The following is a 13,742-nucleotide window of genomic DNA, read 5'->3' on the forward strand; positions in this document are numbered from 1 at the left end:
GAATGAACGGGGCAACCAGCCGTCATGCCCGGCTTTTCCTCCTGACCTGCCTGGCGCTTGCCGGCGGCCTGTCCTTGGCCGCCGCGCCAGCCGCCGCGCAAGCGACCGCGCCCTACAGGATCAAGCCATCCGACGTGGCGGTGCCGCCGGATGTGAAGCTGGGCCAATACCAGCGCACCATCCGGCCCTTCGAGAACTGGACGCTGATCTGCGACGAGAACCTCAAGGCGCGCAAGAAGGTCTGCAATGTCTCGCAGGTGATCGAGGACGGGGCCGGCAAGATGGCCTTCAGCTGGTCGCTCGCGGCCACGCAGGACGGCAAGCCCTACATGATCCTGCGCACCGCGCCGAACGCGAAAAGCGACGGCCTGGTGTCGCTGAAGTTCGACGGGCGCGACCCGATCGACATCCACTTGAACGGCTGCAACGAAGTGGTCTGCGTCGGCATGCTGCCGGTGGGGCCCATCATGCGCCAGCAGATCGTGCAGAAAGCGACGCCGGCGATCTCCTACAAGACCGTCGACGGCCAGACGATTACCGTGACCGCAACGCTCAAGGGGCTGTCCGAGGCCCTTGCGCCAATCAAATAACCGAGGCAGCACCGTGAGCCAGCAAGACCCGTTCATCTCCCCAGCGCGCGGCCCGAGTGTGGAGCCGGACCGCAAGAGGATCGTCGAGCCCGATCGCAAGAGGGGCGCCGAGCCGCAGCGGCGGTGGCCGCGCGTCCTGGGCTTCTCGCTGCTGGGGCTGGCCATGATCGGCATCGGCTTCGCTGCCGCCAACTATGCCGCGATCGCCGGTCTCGTCGGCACCCCGACGGCCGCACAGGCCGGGACGGCGCCGCCCGCATTGCCGGACTCGCCCTTCCTCGAACATGTCAAACAGGCCGGGGTGCAGGCCTGCTCGACGATCTTTCCTGTGCTCGGACAGGTGCTGACGACGGGTTCTAAATACAGCGTCAAATCCTTGTGGAACGACCAGGCCGCCGACAAGCACGCCGTGCAGGCCCTCGTCGGCATGGATTATGCGACGGAAAAATACAGCGGACCGGCCGCCGGCGTGGTTTTCGCATCGCCCACCGCTTCCGGCTGCGAAGGCGCGATGGTGCGGGTGGCACCGTTCGCCAGCCCGTGTTCGGAGATCCCGTCCGTTCTTCCGCAAGGCAGCAAGATCACCGACCATCTCGGCCAGGTCGAAGTGTATGAGCTGGGCGGCAATTCGGGCGAAGCGCTTCTGCTGCCGACCGGCAATAGCTGCGTGGTGATTTCCATAGCGTCGGCGTCGAAGTGAGACACGGGATAGGCGAATGGGCGAGGGCTCCTGGAAAGGATTGCAGACCATGATATCGCGACGTCTGGCAGTTTTGTGCATGGCCCTGCTGTGGAGCGGGCAGGTTGTCTCGGCCGACCTTGTGGCGCCGCCGGAGCCGGAGCCGAAGGAGGAAAAGGGCATCTGGGGGGCGATCGCCTATTCCAGCATCGATACCAAGCACGGCTTCTTCTGGGGCGCCGACAAGCGCCAGGAGGCGAAGGACGCCGCGATGAAATACTGCGAGAACGCCGGCGGCAAGGGCTGCACTGTTGTCACCGTGTTCCGCAATCACCGCCATTGGACAGACGACGACGAGACGGGCTTTCCCTACAAGCACTGCGGCGCCCTGGCCGTGGCTAAGGAGAAGCAGAGCGACCGGCTGACGCCCTGGGGCGCGAACTCCGCCGAGACCCGCAAGGACGCGGAAGATCTCGCTCTGCATGCCTGCGAGGCGGCGGGAACCGAATGCAAGATCCGCGAGTGGGTCTGTACCTGAAGCGCACCGCGCTCACGCGACGTGCTTTGGAATTGCTTTTGCACCCTGCGTGAGGCAGATGACCATGCCCACGGCCCCGAAAATCCCATCCGGTTTTCGGGGCCATGCGCGTGAACCCCCAAGAGAAAGTCGCCATCGTTGTTTGACAGATTTGTTCTTCTGAAGGCGGCCGCAGTCTGCGCGGCGGCACTGGCCGCATCGGGTGCCTGTGCGCAACAACAGCACGCGGCCACGCTTCCAAACGGCGCGTCGTCGCTCCAGGAGACCTATCAGGACTGGAGCCTGGCCTGCACCATCCAGGACAATGCACGCGCCTGCTCGGTTTCGCAGGACCAGACGCAGAAGAACGGCCAGAGGCTGCTGGCGGTGGAGTTGCGGGCGGGGCCGAAGGGTGGATTGACCGGAACCCTGCTTCTGCCGTTCGGCATCCTGTTCGACCCAGGCGTGACGATCCAGATCGACGACCAGCCGCCCCTCGGCCAGTTGCGGTTCCGCACCTGCCTGCCGAACGGATGCGTGGCGCAGTTTCCGATCGATCGGGCGCTGGCGCAGAAGCTGAAGGCGGGCGGCGTATTGACGCTCAACGTCATCACCGACGCCGAGACCAAGCTCAACTTCCCCGTCTCCCTGAAAGGCCTCGCCGCCGCCCTCGACCGCGTCGCGGCGCTGAGCGGGCGCTGAGGAGGGACGAAGTCGGTTTTACTCCAGCTCGCGCGGCCTTTGGGCCGCAGCGCCGGAGCCCCACAAGGCGCGCCTGAGCAGGTTCCGTCCGCCCTTGCGCGGCACAAGATTAATATCGCTGACAAGCTTTGCGCCGCCCTCGCGCCGCTCCAATGTGATCTTGCGGCTGTGGAAGGCTTCCAGCTCGGCGCGATGCGCGACGCTTATGATGGTCACCTTCGGTAATTCATGGATGACCGTCTCCATCATCTTGTCCTGGCTCTTCTCATCGAGCGCAGACGTCGCTTCGTCCAGAACGACGATATCGGGATGATGCAGCAGGAGGCGCGCGAAGGCGAGCCGCTGCTTTTCGCCACCCGACAGGGTCTGGTCCCAGGGCGCGTCTTCCTCGATCCGGTCCTTGAGATAATCGAGCCCCACCTTGTCGAGGGCGGCGTTGATCTTCTCCAGCGTCCAGTTGTCGGCGGCGGCCGGATAGGCGACCGCGCGGCGCAGCGTCCCGGAGGGGATGTAGGGACGTTGCGGCAACATGAACAGCCGCCTGCCGGGGTGGAAGTCGACGCTGCCGCCACCCCACGGCCAAAGGCCTGCGACGGCGCGCACCAGCGTGCTCTTGCCCGAACCGGATTCGCCGGCCACCAGCACCCGCTCGCCAGGCTCGATCTCTACCTCGGTTTCCTTGACCACGCCGGTGCCGTCGTCGAGCGACACCGAGAGATTGTCCAGGCTGAGCATCGCACCGTCTTCGGTTTCGCCGTGCCTGATGCGGCCCAGCGCGTCGCTGCGTTCGGCGCGCTCCAGCCCGTCAAGCGACATCATCAGCGAGGCAATACGCCGTGCCGAGGCGTTCCAGTCGGCGAGGCGGGGATAGTTGTCGACCAGCCATCCGAACGCGGCCTGCACGATGGCGAAGGCTGAGGCAGCCTGCATGATCTGTCCAAGGGTCATGCTGCCTTCGAGAAATTTTGGCGCGCAAAGCAAGATCGGCACGACCGGCGCAAACAGGCTCGACCCCTGCGACACCAGCGCTGTGCGCATGTGCTGGCCTGTCAGCAGCGCCCATTGCCGGAGCACCGTGCCGAACGTCTTGTCGATGCCGCTGCGCTCCTCCTCCTCGCCGCCGAGCAAGGCGATGCTCTCGCCGTTTTCGCGCACGCGCGTCAGCGTGTAGCGGAAATCGGCTTCCGCTTGGTTCTTCTGCTCGGAGAGCCGCACGAAATGGCGGCCGATGACCACCATCGAAGTGGAGGTGATGGCGGCGTAGATCACCGCGGTCACGACCAGGAAGCCGGGAATGGTGACGCTCCAGCTTCCGATCGGCAAAGTCAGCGCCCCGCCGATCGTCCACAGCACCACGATGAAAGTGGAGGCCGACAAAAACGCGTTGATCACGCCGGAGATGAAATCGACGGGCGATTCCGTGGCGATCCGCAAATCCTCCGCGATGCGTGCCTCGGGGTTCGTGTGGTCGCCGCCCACGAGGTTCAGCTGATAGTAGCGGCCGCTTGCGAGCCAGCGCGCGATGATGGCGGTGGTCGACCAGGAACGCCAGCGGCGCTGGATCGTCATGCGAAGGTAGACTTGCGCGACGACAAGGCTTGCGCTTCCAACCACGAGCGGCGGGAACACGGCGCTGAGCACATAGACGGTGTGGGCGTTGCGCTGCTCGATGGCGTCGAAGATCGAGCGGTTCCAGATGTTGATCCCATACTGGAAGCCGACATTGATGCATATCAGCATCAACAGCCCGATCGTGAACGGCCAGGCCAGCTTGTCGCCGCGCGTGCTCCAGTAGCCGCGCGCGCTGATCCAGAAGCGCCTCAGCAGGTATCGCTTGCGCGCCTGCTCGGCCTCCTGCGGCGTCAGCTCCGGACCGGGTTCGATGGCCCCGGGCGGCGGCGCAGCCTCGCCCACGACCTCGGACGCAACTTCGACTGTCGAGGCCTTCTCCTGGTGCGACTTCTCTGCCTTGCGCCGCCTGGCGCCGTCGACCGTTTTCGGCATGAGTTCAGCCTCGGATGTAACGGCGACAACGGCCTAAAAATCAAAAAGTTTCACCAGGCCCGCTCCAGACGGCGCCATGGGTCTCCCCGTGCTCCCCTGCTCGACCCGCGATGCCGCCAGCCGCCGCTGGACAATTCGCCAGCCGGCGGGCCCGTTTAGCGACGGTCTCCTCGCAGCCGGAACGAGACCGTGTGCTTGGAACCAATGATGGGCGAGACTGTTTAGCCATGAACTTCGATGCGACGCCGACGTCCCGGCCCGGTCGGGTGAGCAGCGACCTTGAGGAGCCCCTTGTCATGAAGATTTCGTCCAGATTTCGTTCAGTCGCCATCGCCGTCATCACTGCCGCGGGCGTTGGCTTTGCCAGTGTCGCGCACGCCGACACCGGAACGATCCGCTTCTCCATCTACAAGGCGGCCTTCTTCATCGGCGGCGCCGGAGGCGAGGGCACGCTGACCTTCCATGGCCGCCGGTATCCGATCTCGGTCGGCGGCATTTCGGGCGGCCTCGCCTTCGGTGCCTCCAAGACCTATTTCCGGGGCACCGTGCGCCATATCAAGCGCGCCCGGGACGTGACGGGCGTGTACGGCGCGGCGGGCGGCGGCGGCGCGCTCGGCAAGGGCGCCCAGGTGATCGTCATGACCAACGACAAGGGCGCCCAGCTCGAGCTCACGGGCAGGCAGGTAGGGCTGCAAGTCAACGCCGATCTCAGCGGCGTGAGCATCACGGTGAAGTGAGGGCGATCACTGCGTCGGTGTTTCCAGGGATGAGCCGGCGGCCCCTCCCTACCGCTCCTCCACGATCCGCAGATAGGCCGCCGTCACGAACAGCACGATCAGGCCGAACAGGATCCTTCTTGCCCCCTCCGGCATCTGCAAAATCGTCAGCAGCGTCGTCAGCACGGTCAGGATCAAGGCGCCGATGATGGTGCCGGTATAGCCGCCGCGGCCGCCGAAGATGGAGGTGCCGCCGATGACGGCGGCGGCCACGGAGGGCAGCACCAGCGGTTCGGCGAGGGACAGGGAAGGGGCCTTGATCAAGCCGATATAGAGCAGGCCGGTGATGCCGGCGAGCAGGCTGGAGAGGACGTAGAGCGCGGTGATGACCTGCCAGTAGCGCACGCCGGAAAGGCGGGTCGCGCGCTCATTGTCGCCGACGGCGTAGAGCAGGCGGCCGAAACCGGTGCGGTTCAAGCCGAAGACGATCAGCACCGCGACGGGGACGAACAGAAGCAGCGCGTTGGGAAACCCTGCGGTCACGCCGGTGCCGAGCCAGGCGAGGAAATCGGGGATCTTGGCGCCCGAGGCGATCACCGTGCGTTGATAGACCTGCAGGAAGCCGGTGCCGATCAGGCTGGTGCCCAGCGTCATGATCAGCGGATGGACGCGGAAGACGCCGACGCCGATGCCGTTGACGAGGCCGATCAGCACCGCCGGCATCATCGCCAGGAGGAAGGCCACGGCTGGCTCCTGGTTGACGGCTTGCGTAGCCATGATGAAGGCGCTCATCGTCGCCACCGTGCCGACAGAGAGATCGATGCCGCCGGTCAGCATGGTCATGGTCTGGCAGCCGGCAAGGATCGCCAAGGGAATGGCGAATTTGATGGTGTTGGCGATCCAGCGCTCGTTGACGATGCCGGGGCGCAGGATCTGCAAAATCACAACCAGGATGACCAGCAGGATGACCAGCGGAATCAGCGGCCGGTCGGCCATGAAGCGTTTGACACGGCGGCCGAAGGGGACGGGTTGGGGCGTGACCGCTGACGTGCTCATGGGGTGGCTCTTGTCTGCAAATGTAGCGCCCTACGGCGCCCCCCTCTGTCCTGCCGGACATCTCCCCCTCCAGGGGGGAGATCGGACGGGGTGACGGCTTTCGCAAATTGTCGGCGTTGCAAGAATGAGCGAGACGCCGAAGCTGCCAATCTCCCCCCTTGAGGGGGAGATGTCCGGCAGGACAGAGGGGGGCCTCGTAGAGCGCTGCGCCACATTTCACGCCCACTCATCATTGCCGCCCCCGCATCGTAATGAAAGCCCCGAACATCACCACGGCGACCATGATCAGGCCCTCGATGATGGCGGTGACGTTGGGATCGATGGCGAGCAGGGTGAGATCGGTGCGCACCAGGCGCAGCACGAAGACGGCGACGATGGGGCCGAGCAGGCCGCCCTTGCCGCCGCCCAGCGCCACGCCGCCCAGCACCACGGCCGCGACGCTGGCGAGCAGATAGGGGCCGGGAATAGGAGCGCCGATGCCGGTGCTCATGGTCAGCGCCAGGCCGCCCATGGCCGCGAACAGGCCCGACAACGCATAGGCGATGATGCGGGTGCGCTTGACCGGCACGCCGCTGCGGAACGCCGCCAGCTCGCTCGAGCCGATGGCGTAGATGGACAGGCCGAGGCGCGAGCGCCTCAGCGGTATCCAGACGATGCAGAGGCAGATGATCAGCACCAGCAGAGCCTTCGGCAGCCAGGCGTCGATGTTCTGCGGCAGGCCGGGTATCGGGACCGTGCCTGAAATCATCGCCTTCAGCCATTCGGCGGCGCCGCCGCCCGGCGCGCCGAGCACAAGAAGCGCTGCCCCTTGCAGCACGAACAGCATGGCGAGCGTCACCACGATGTCGGGGACGCGGGTGACGACAATGAGCAGGCCGTTGAGCGCGCCGAGCACAAAACCCATGGCCAGTACGAAAGGCACCACGAACAGCGCGTATTCTTCCGAGGCGCTGGCCATCATCGAGGCGGCGGTGACGCTGGTCAGCGCCATCATGGCGGCGACCGACAGGTCGATGCCGCCGGCGATGACGACGACGGTCTGCGCGGCCACGGCAAAGGCGTAGGGCAAGACGGCCCGCGCGAGCGAGCCGAAATCGCCGCTGCCATAGCCGGGCTGGATCAGCTTGGTGACGACGAACAGCACGACGAGGAGGGCGAACAGGCCGGCGACCCAGCCCTGGCGGCGCAGGAGATGGCTCATGGCGTCGCCTCCGGTGCATCCGGGGTATTTGCTGTGGGGTCCGCCAAAATGCCGACATCGGCCTTGGCGCCGCGCGGCAGGCCGTAGGCGGCGCGCATCAGTGCCGGCTCGTCCGCCTCCTCGACCGGGAAGATATCGACGACGCGGCCGCCGAAGATGACGATGACGCGATCGCAGACGCGCTGCACCTCTTCGAGTTCCGAGGTGTAGAACAGCACCGACTTGCCGTGGCCGGCGAGCTCGCGCAGCAATTTATAGATCTCCTGCTTGGTGCCGACATCGATGCCGCGCGTCGGGTCGAAGCACAGGATGGTGCGGGCATCCGCCGCGATCCAGCGGGCGATGGTCACCTTCTGCTGGTTGCCGCCGGACAGGCGCTGCACCTCGCCTTGCGCGCGGGTGTCGATCTGGAGGCGCGCGATGGCGCTCGCCACCGTGGCGCGCTCCTTGCGCATGGCGATCGGCCCCCAGTTGCGCAAGGCGGCGCTGAAGGGCAGCGCGATGTTCTCGCGCACCGAGCGCTGCATGGCGAGGGCTTCGGAACGGTCGCCCGGCACATAGGCGATGCCGGCGCGGATGGCGTCGATCGGATGGGTGAATTTCGCCGGCTGGGCGTCGACCTCGATCGTGCCGCCGGACGGTTTGATCGAGCCGGCAAGGGCGGCGAACAATTCATCCTGGCCCTGGCCTTCGAGCGCGACGACGCCGGCGACCTCGCCGTCGGCGAGATCGAAGGAGACGTCGTTGAGCTTGGTGCCGACGCGCAGATTGCGCACGGCGAGACGCGGGCGGGCAGGGGCCGATGTGGCGGCCTGGCCGGCGGCGCGGGCGGCCACCTTGGTCTTCTCGATGCGGGCGCCGAGCATCAGCTCGACGATCTTTTCCTCCACGCCGGGCTCGATGTCGAGAACGCCGACGGTCGCGCCGTCGCGCAGCACGGTGGCGCGGTCGCAGAGCGCCGAGATCTCGACGAAGCGGTGCGAGATGAAGATCACGGCGCGGCCGCTGTCGCCCTGGCGACGCACGACTTCCAGTACCTTTTCGGCAAGATTTGCGGGGAGCGCCGCGGTCATCTCGTCGAGCAGCAGCACGTCGGGCTCGACGGCGAGCGCCCGCGCCAGGTCGAGCACGCGCAGCACCGCCAGCGGAATGTCGCGCGCGGTGTCGCGCAGGTCGAGGTCGGGAATGCCAAGTTCGCGCACCCAGGCGCGGAACGGCTCGACGGGCGTGCCGGTCAGCCGCAGATTGGACAGTATGTCGAGATCGGGGATCAGCGACGGTTCCTGGTAGACGGGCAGAAGGCCAGCGCGGCGCGCGGCGGCGGGCGAGCGTATGTCGCGCGCCTCGCCACGGATCAGGACGCGCCCGGCGGAGGCAGGAACCGCGCCGGTCAGGATCTTCACCAGCGTCGACTTGCCGGCGCCATTGGCGCCCATCAGGGCATGCACCTCACCCGGCAGGACAGACAGCGACGCGTCGCGCAGCGCGGCAACCGCGCCGTAATTCTTGGCGACGCCGGAGGCGTCGAGGAGGGGTTTGGTGGTCAAATTGCTGTCCGTACCAGAAACTCAATTGCTGGCGCTCTACGGCGCCCCCCTCTGTCCTGCCGGACATCTCCCCCACAAGGGGGGAGATCGGCCGTAACTTCGGCTTTCGCCAATTTTCAACGTGGCAAGACGAGAGCCGGCGCCGAAACTGCCAATCTCCCCCCAAATGGGGGAGATGTCCGGCAGGACAGAGGGGGCGCCGTAGAGCGCTAACCTATCAAACCTTTGGTTGGCGGGGACGGCAAACGCCATCCTCGCTAGCCAGTCAAAATAGCCCTTACTCCCCCGGCCCCTTGCACGCGACGATCTGGTCCTTGGTGTAGGTCGTCCAGTCCGGGATCGAGATCGAGACCGGCCATTCCGGGCTGAGCGACGGATCGGCGGCGGCTTTCAGCTTGGCCTTGCCTTCCTCGGTGGCGTTTTCCCAGAGCTGCGGCTCGACCAGAACGGTCTGCTGCGCCGGCTTCTTGCCGTCGAGGATCTGGAGCGCGAGCGTCACGCCGGCGCCGCCGATTGAGCCGGGATTGGTCACGGCGGCCCCGACCAGGTCCTTGACCGAATTCAGCTGGCCGACGAAGCCGGCATTGTCGGCGCCGACCACGGGCACCATCGGCGCCTGCGATTCCACCAGCGCGTCGACGATGACGTTGTCGATGCCCGAGGTCCACACGCCGTTGAACGGTGTGCCGGTGGCGAGGAAGGACAGCATCTGCTGCTTGGCCTGGTCCTGCTGCCAGCCGGTGAACACTTCCTGCGCGACCTTCACGTCGGGGAATTCGGCCAGCGCCTTCTTGAAGCCCTTGTCGCGATCCGAGTCGGCGGAGGCGCCGGCGGCGCCGCGCATGTAAAACACCTCACCCTTGCCGCCCATCTGCTGGAACAGCCATTTGGCGCCGAGATAGGCATATTGTTCCTGGTTGTTGGAGATGATGTAGGCCGAGGGTTCGGTGACCGCCTGGTCGACGGCGACGACAACGATGCCGGCCTTGGTGGCTTCCTCCAGCCCCGCCTTGATGCCGGCGGGATCAGCCGGATTGACGACGATGGCGTCGACCTTGGCGCTGATCAGGTTGCGGATGTCCTCGAGCTGCCCGGCGGCGTCGGTGTTGCGGTGGGCGATGTTGAGCTTGGTCACTTCGCCGGAGGCCAGCGCCTGCGCCTTCATGGCGCAGACCATCTCCTCGCGCCAGCCATTGCCCTGCACGGTGTTGGAGATGCCGATCGTGTATTTGCCCTCGGCGGACGAGGCGCCCATCGAGGCCAGCAAGGCAGCACCGGCAAGGAGCGGAACAATGGGCAGCGGCACCATGGTCAGGTATTTCTTCATTTCAGATTTCCTCCACTTTGATTTTCATTTCGATTCCAAGTCGTTACACGGGCCGCGCAGAAAGAGATAGGCGGCGCCTCGATGTTGTTTTTCCGCCTTCATTTGACGAAGGGACGCAGCACGTCGCGGGCAAGCAGGAAACCGCGCTTGACCTTATCGTCGCTGCCCTCGAACCACCGGTCCTCGTGCTCGATGATGATCGGGCCGTCATAGCCGGCACGGTAGAGGCCGGAGAAGAAGCCGTTCCAGCCAACATCGCCCAGCCCCGGCATGCGCGGCACCTGCCAGCCTATGCCAGACGAAAGGATTCCGCGCTCGTACAAACCATCATGATCAATCATCAGGTCCTTGGCGTGGACATGCAGCATGTAGGGGCCGAATTCCCTGATGAAGCGGGCCTGGTCGATCATCTGCCAGACCAGGTGCGAAGGATCGAAATTCATGCCGACATCGCCGCCCCAGGTTTCGAGGATGCGGCGCCAGACCAGCGGCGAATAGGCGATGTTGTGGCCGCCCGGCCATTCGTCATAGCTGAAGATCATCGGGCAGTTCTCGAAGGCGAGCTTGACGCCGTGGTCGCGCGCATGGGCGACGATGTCGGGCCAGACCTCGAGCGCGTGCTGCCAGTTGACGTCGACGGTCTTCGAGGCATCGCCGCCGCAGAAGGTGTTGACCAGGGGCACGCCCATATTCGCGGCCAGCACGATCACCTGCTTCAGATGGTCGATCACCGTCTTGCGGTGGACGGCATCGGGATGCAGCGGGTTGGGATAGTAGCCGAGACCGGAAATGGTCAGCCCCTTGCCGGCAAGATTTGCCGCGATGTCCCTGGCCTGCGCCGGCGAGGTCGCGGCGGCGTCGATATGGCTTGTGCCGGCATAGCGGCGGCTGGCGCCCGAGGCTTTCGGCCAGCAGGCGATTTCCAGCGCCTCGAAGCCGGCCGAGCTTGCCCAGTCGGCGACCGCGTCGAGCGGCGTCTCCGCGAACGGTGCGGTGAGCAGTCCAAGCCTCATAATGCCTCCCCCGGTCGTGAATTCACGACCGATTCCTACTATGCAGATCGTGCCGGTTGCTTCAACCGCTCATCTGCCGGTTGCGCGCATGCATGCCTGACGGTTGCCATCGGATCGTCCGACAACAGCCCGTCGAGCGCCGATGTGACGGCCTTGCGGAACATGTCGTTGGCGGCGAGGGCGGGATCGAAGATGGCGTCAATCGCCAGGATGCCCGCAGCCAGTACCGGGACGTCGCGTCCGCTTGCCTCCGCTATGCCAGCGATCTTGCCGGCATAGGGGTCCGACACCGGCCAGCGCCGGCCGAACCGGGATGAAGCCTGGATCAGATAGGCCATCCAGCCGGCGACGGATACCGACAGCAGCGCAATGCTTTTTTCCTCGCCCAGCCGATCGCGGATCGGGTTGAGCAGGCGCTGCACGATCTTTTGCGAGCCGTCGGTAGCGATCTGGTGGTTGCGGTGGCGGATCGCGGTATTCTGCAGACGGCCAAGGCTCTGCTCGACATAGGCTGATGGGTCCATGCCGGGCACCGGCTTCAACGTTGGCAGAGTCTCCTCGACGAGCATGCGGCGCACGAAGGCCGACAGCAGCGGGTCCGCCATCGCATCGAAAGTGTGTTCGAGGCCGGCCAGCACGCCGAGATAGCTGAGCGTCGTCTGAGCGCCATTCAGCACACGCATCTTGAGATGCTCGAACGGCGTGACGTCGTCGACGAAGGTTGCCCCCACCAGGTCCCAGCGCGGCACGCGGCCGGCGAATTTCTGCTCGATCACCCATTGCCGGAACGGCTCGCCGGCAACGACGGCTCCATCGCGGTAACCGAAAAGCTGCTCCACACCGTCGAGATCGGCCTGCGTGCTCGCCGGCACGATGCGGTCGACCATGGCGCTGGGGAAGGCGGCATTGGCCGCGATCCATTCCGCAAGGCCGTTGCCGCGCCGTTCGGCAAAACTCCGCACGACATTTTCCAGGATGGTGCCATTGGCCGGGATGTTGTCGCAGGAGAGCAGCGTCAACGGCCGGCCATGCGCGGCCATGCGTTGCTCCAGCGCCCGCGCCAGAATGCCGGGCACGCTGCGCGGCGTCAGCGGGTTTGCGAGATCGTGGACGATGTCGGGATGGTCGAGGTCGAGCGCGCCGCTGGCCGGAATATGGCAATAGCCCTTTTCGGTAACGGTCAGCGTCACGAATTCGATGTCCGGGGAGGAGAGCACTTCGAGCGCGGGCATAGCGCTCGCCTGGCTATCGACAACGCGCACGATGCTGCCGATGACGCGGGCCTCGACATGGGATTCCTGGCGGATGAGCCTGGTGTAGAGCCCGTCCTGAGGGCCGAGCGTATCGGCGAGCGCCGGCGGACGGATGTTGATGCCGACCACGCCCCAGCGGCCGAAGCTCCGCGCCAGGAGGTCGTCGGTGTATTCGGCCTGGTGGCAGCGGTGGAAGGCACCGACGCCGAGGTGCGCCATGCCTGCCTGGAGCAAGGCACGGTCATAGCCGGGCCTTTGCACCGTCGCCGGCAGGCGGCCGAGCAAGGCCGGACCGAGCGTCTCGGGCGCGGCTGTGCTCACCGGTTGGCTCCGATCACCCACTGTTCCTGGTCGATCAGCGAGCCGGTCATCGGTCCCGCGGCGTCGGAGAGAAGGAAGACGGCGAGCCTGGCCACGTCCTCCGCCGAGAACAGCCGGCCGAAGGGCTGCGCGGCGTTGGCGGCATCGAGCCAGCCGGCGCCGTGGCCGAGCGTCTCGGCCTGCATGACGCGCTCGGCGGGCGTATCGGTCCAGCCGACATTGATGCCGTTGACGCGGATGCGGTCGAAGCGGTGGGCGTTGCCTGCGTTCCTGCTCAGCGTCGCCAGCGCGCCCTTGGTGGCGGAATAGACGGCGAGCTCGGGCGAACCGCAATGGGCATTGATCGACAGGATGTTGACGATCGCGCCGCCCTGGCCCCGCTTCCGCATGTCGGCAATCGCCGCCTGCATGAGGAAGAAAGGGGCGCGGGCATTGACGGCGAACAGCGAGGCCCAGTCGTCGGGGGTCGCATCGAGGAAGGAGGCCCGGTCGGTCAGGCCGGCGGCATTGACGAGACCGTCGATACGGCCGAAGCGGTCGATGCAGGCTTGCGCCAGGAGGGCAGGGGCTGCCGGGTCGGAAAGCTCGGCGGCGATGAAGTGTGCCGGCGTGCCCGCTTGCGAGAGCTCCGCAGCAACGGCCTCGCCGCGCGTCCCGTCGCGGCCGGTGACCAGCAGGCCGCCGGCGCCGGCACGCGCCAAGGTTTCGGCGACTGCCCGGCCGATGCCTTGCGTCGCGCCGGTGACCAGCACCATCTTGCCGTCGAGCTGAAGCTCCATTCCTCCTCCCGGAACAAAGTTTCTATTTCTTAAGATA

13 protein-coding genes are annotated in these 13,742 nt (G+C 66.0%); 5 read left to right on the forward strand and 8 right to left on the reverse strand.

Annotated elements, in window-relative coordinates; all coding sequences use genetic code 11:
• Window positions 1-2: 2 nt before the first annotated feature.
• The 4 genes from FJ940_RS20115 (at window position 3) to FJ940_RS20130 (ending at window position 2,488) form a co-directional block, all read left to right on the forward strand.
• Window positions 3-590, forward strand: coding sequence for an invasion associated locus B family protein (locus FJ940_RS20115; protein ID WP_140582427.1), 588 nt, complete (start codon window positions 3-5; stop codon window positions 588-590).
• Between the two features lie 13 nt (window positions 591-603).
• The gene (locus FJ940_RS20120; RefSeq protein ID WP_140582424.1) at window positions 604-1,290 is read left to right on the forward strand and encodes a hypothetical protein; all 687 of its coding nucleotides are present in this window, start codon (window positions 604-606) and stop codon (window positions 1,288-1,290) included.
• Between the two features lie 49 nt (window positions 1,291-1,339).
• Window positions 1,340-1,807, forward strand: a complete 468-nt coding sequence (locus FJ940_RS20125) for a DUF4189 domain-containing protein (protein WP_140558900.1) — start codon at window positions 1,340-1,342, stop codon at window positions 1,805-1,807.
• Between the two features lie 189 nt (window positions 1,808-1,996).
• Window positions 1,997-2,488 (forward strand): invasion associated locus B family protein, encoded by a 492-nt coding sequence (locus FJ940_RS20130; RefSeq protein WP_224684818.1) that lies wholly within the window; start codon window positions 1,997-1,999, stop codon window positions 2,486-2,488.
• An 18-nt stretch (window positions 2,489-2,506) separates the two neighbouring features.
• On the opposite strand, the gene FJ940_RS20135 is transcribed toward FJ940_RS20130, so the two are convergent.
• Window positions 2,507-4,492, reverse strand: coding sequence for an ABC transporter ATP-binding protein/permease (locus tag FJ940_RS20135; RefSeq protein WP_140582421.1), 1,986 nt, complete (start codon window positions 4,490-4,492; stop codon window positions 2,507-2,509).
• Between the two features lie 296 nt (window positions 4,493-4,788).
• Here FJ940_RS20135 and FJ940_RS20140 point away from each other — a divergent pair, with 296 nt between their 5' ends.
• Window positions 4,789-5,229, forward strand: coding sequence for a hypothetical protein (locus tag FJ940_RS20140; RefSeq protein ID WP_140582680.1), 441 nt, complete (start codon window positions 4,789-4,791; stop codon window positions 5,227-5,229).
• Between the two features lie 48 nt (window positions 5,230-5,277).
• On the opposite strand, the gene FJ940_RS20145 is transcribed toward FJ940_RS20140, so the two are convergent.
• From FJ940_RS20145 to FJ940_RS20185, 7 genes are all read right to left on the reverse strand, one after another.
• Window positions 5,278-6,264, reverse strand: a complete 987-nt coding sequence (locus FJ940_RS20145) for an ABC transporter permease (RefSeq protein ID WP_140657676.1) — start codon at window positions 6,262-6,264, stop codon at window positions 5,278-5,280.
• A 229-nt stretch (window positions 6,265-6,493) separates the two neighbouring features.
• Entirely contained in the window at window positions 6,494-7,465 is a 972-nt protein-coding gene (locus FJ940_RS20155) for an ABC transporter permease (protein WP_140500081.1), read from the reverse strand.
• Entirely contained in the window at window positions 7,462-9,012 is a 1,551-nt protein-coding gene (locus FJ940_RS20160) for a sugar ABC transporter ATP-binding protein (protein WP_140657678.1), read from the reverse strand. The genes FJ940_RS20155 and FJ940_RS20160 overlap by 4 nt, the downstream gene beginning before the upstream one ends.
• A gap of 277 nt (window positions 9,013-9,289) precedes the next feature.
• On the reverse strand, window positions 9,290-10,339 hold the full coding sequence (locus FJ940_RS20170; protein ID WP_140516043.1) for an ABC transporter substrate-binding protein: 1,050 nt from the start codon (window positions 10,337-10,339) through the stop codon (window positions 9,290-9,292).
• Window positions 10,340-10,437: 98 nt separating this feature from the next.
• A complete protein-coding gene (locus FJ940_RS20175) occupies window positions 10,438-11,352 on the reverse strand; it encodes a sugar phosphate isomerase/epimerase (RefSeq protein ID WP_140657680.1) in 915 nt (304 codons plus the stop codon).
• A 38-nt stretch (window positions 11,353-11,390) separates the two neighbouring features.
• Window positions 11,391-12,926 carry a mannitol dehydrogenase family protein gene (locus FJ940_RS20180; protein ID WP_140657682.1) on the reverse strand — a complete coding sequence of 512 codons (1,536 nt, stop codon included), beginning with the start codon at window positions 12,924-12,926 and terminating at the stop codon, window positions 11,391-11,393.
• Entirely contained in the window at window positions 12,923-13,705 is a 783-nt protein-coding gene (locus FJ940_RS20185) for an SDR family oxidoreductase (RefSeq protein WP_140657684.1), read from the reverse strand. The genes FJ940_RS20180 and FJ940_RS20185 overlap by 4 nt, the downstream gene beginning before the upstream one ends.
• Window positions 13,706-13,742 lie beyond the last annotated feature (37 nt).

It is taken from the genome of Mesorhizobium sp. B2-3-7, assembly GCF_006442695.1.
GTDB lineage: Bacteria > Pseudomonadota > Alphaproteobacteria > Rhizobiales > Rhizobiaceae > Mesorhizobium.

What these genes read in the sequence shown, in the direction of transcription:
- FJ940_RS20115 (WP_140582427.1), top strand. Translation starts at nt 3, where the DNA reads ATGAACGGGGCAACCAGCCGTCATGCCCGGCTTTTCCTCCTGACCTGC.
- FJ940_RS20125 (WP_140558900.1), top strand. Translation starts at nt 1,340, where the DNA reads ATGATATCGCGACGTCTGGCAGTTTTGTGCATGGCCCTGCTGTGGAGC.
- FJ940_RS20145 (WP_140657676.1), bottom strand. Translation starts at nt 6,264, where the DNA reads ATGAGCACGTCAGCGGTCACGCCCCAACCCGTCCCCTTCGGCCGCCGT.
- FJ940_RS20155 (WP_140500081.1), bottom strand. Translation starts at nt 7,465, where the DNA reads ATGAGCCATCTCCTGCGCCGCCAGGGCTGGGTCGCCGGCCTGTTCGCC.
- FJ940_RS20135 (WP_140582421.1), bottom strand. Translation starts at nt 4,492, where the DNA reads ATGCCGAAAACGGTCGACGGCGCCAGGCGGCGCAAGGCAGAGAAGTCG.
- FJ940_RS20140 (WP_140582680.1), top strand. Translation starts at nt 4,789, where the DNA reads ATGAAGATTTCGTCCAGATTTCGTTCAGTCGCCATCGCCGTCATCACT.
- FJ940_RS20175 (WP_140657680.1), bottom strand. Translation starts at nt 11,352, where the DNA reads ATGAGGCTTGGACTGCTCACCGCACCGTTCGCGGAGACGCCGCTCGAC.
- FJ940_RS20170 (WP_140516043.1), bottom strand. Translation starts at nt 10,339, where the DNA reads ATGAAGAAATACCTGACCATGGTGCCGCTGCCCATTGTTCCGCTCCTT.
- FJ940_RS20185 (WP_140657684.1), bottom strand. Translation starts at nt 13,705, where the DNA reads ATGGAGCTTCAGCTCGACGGCAAGATGGTGCTGGTCACCGGCGCGACG.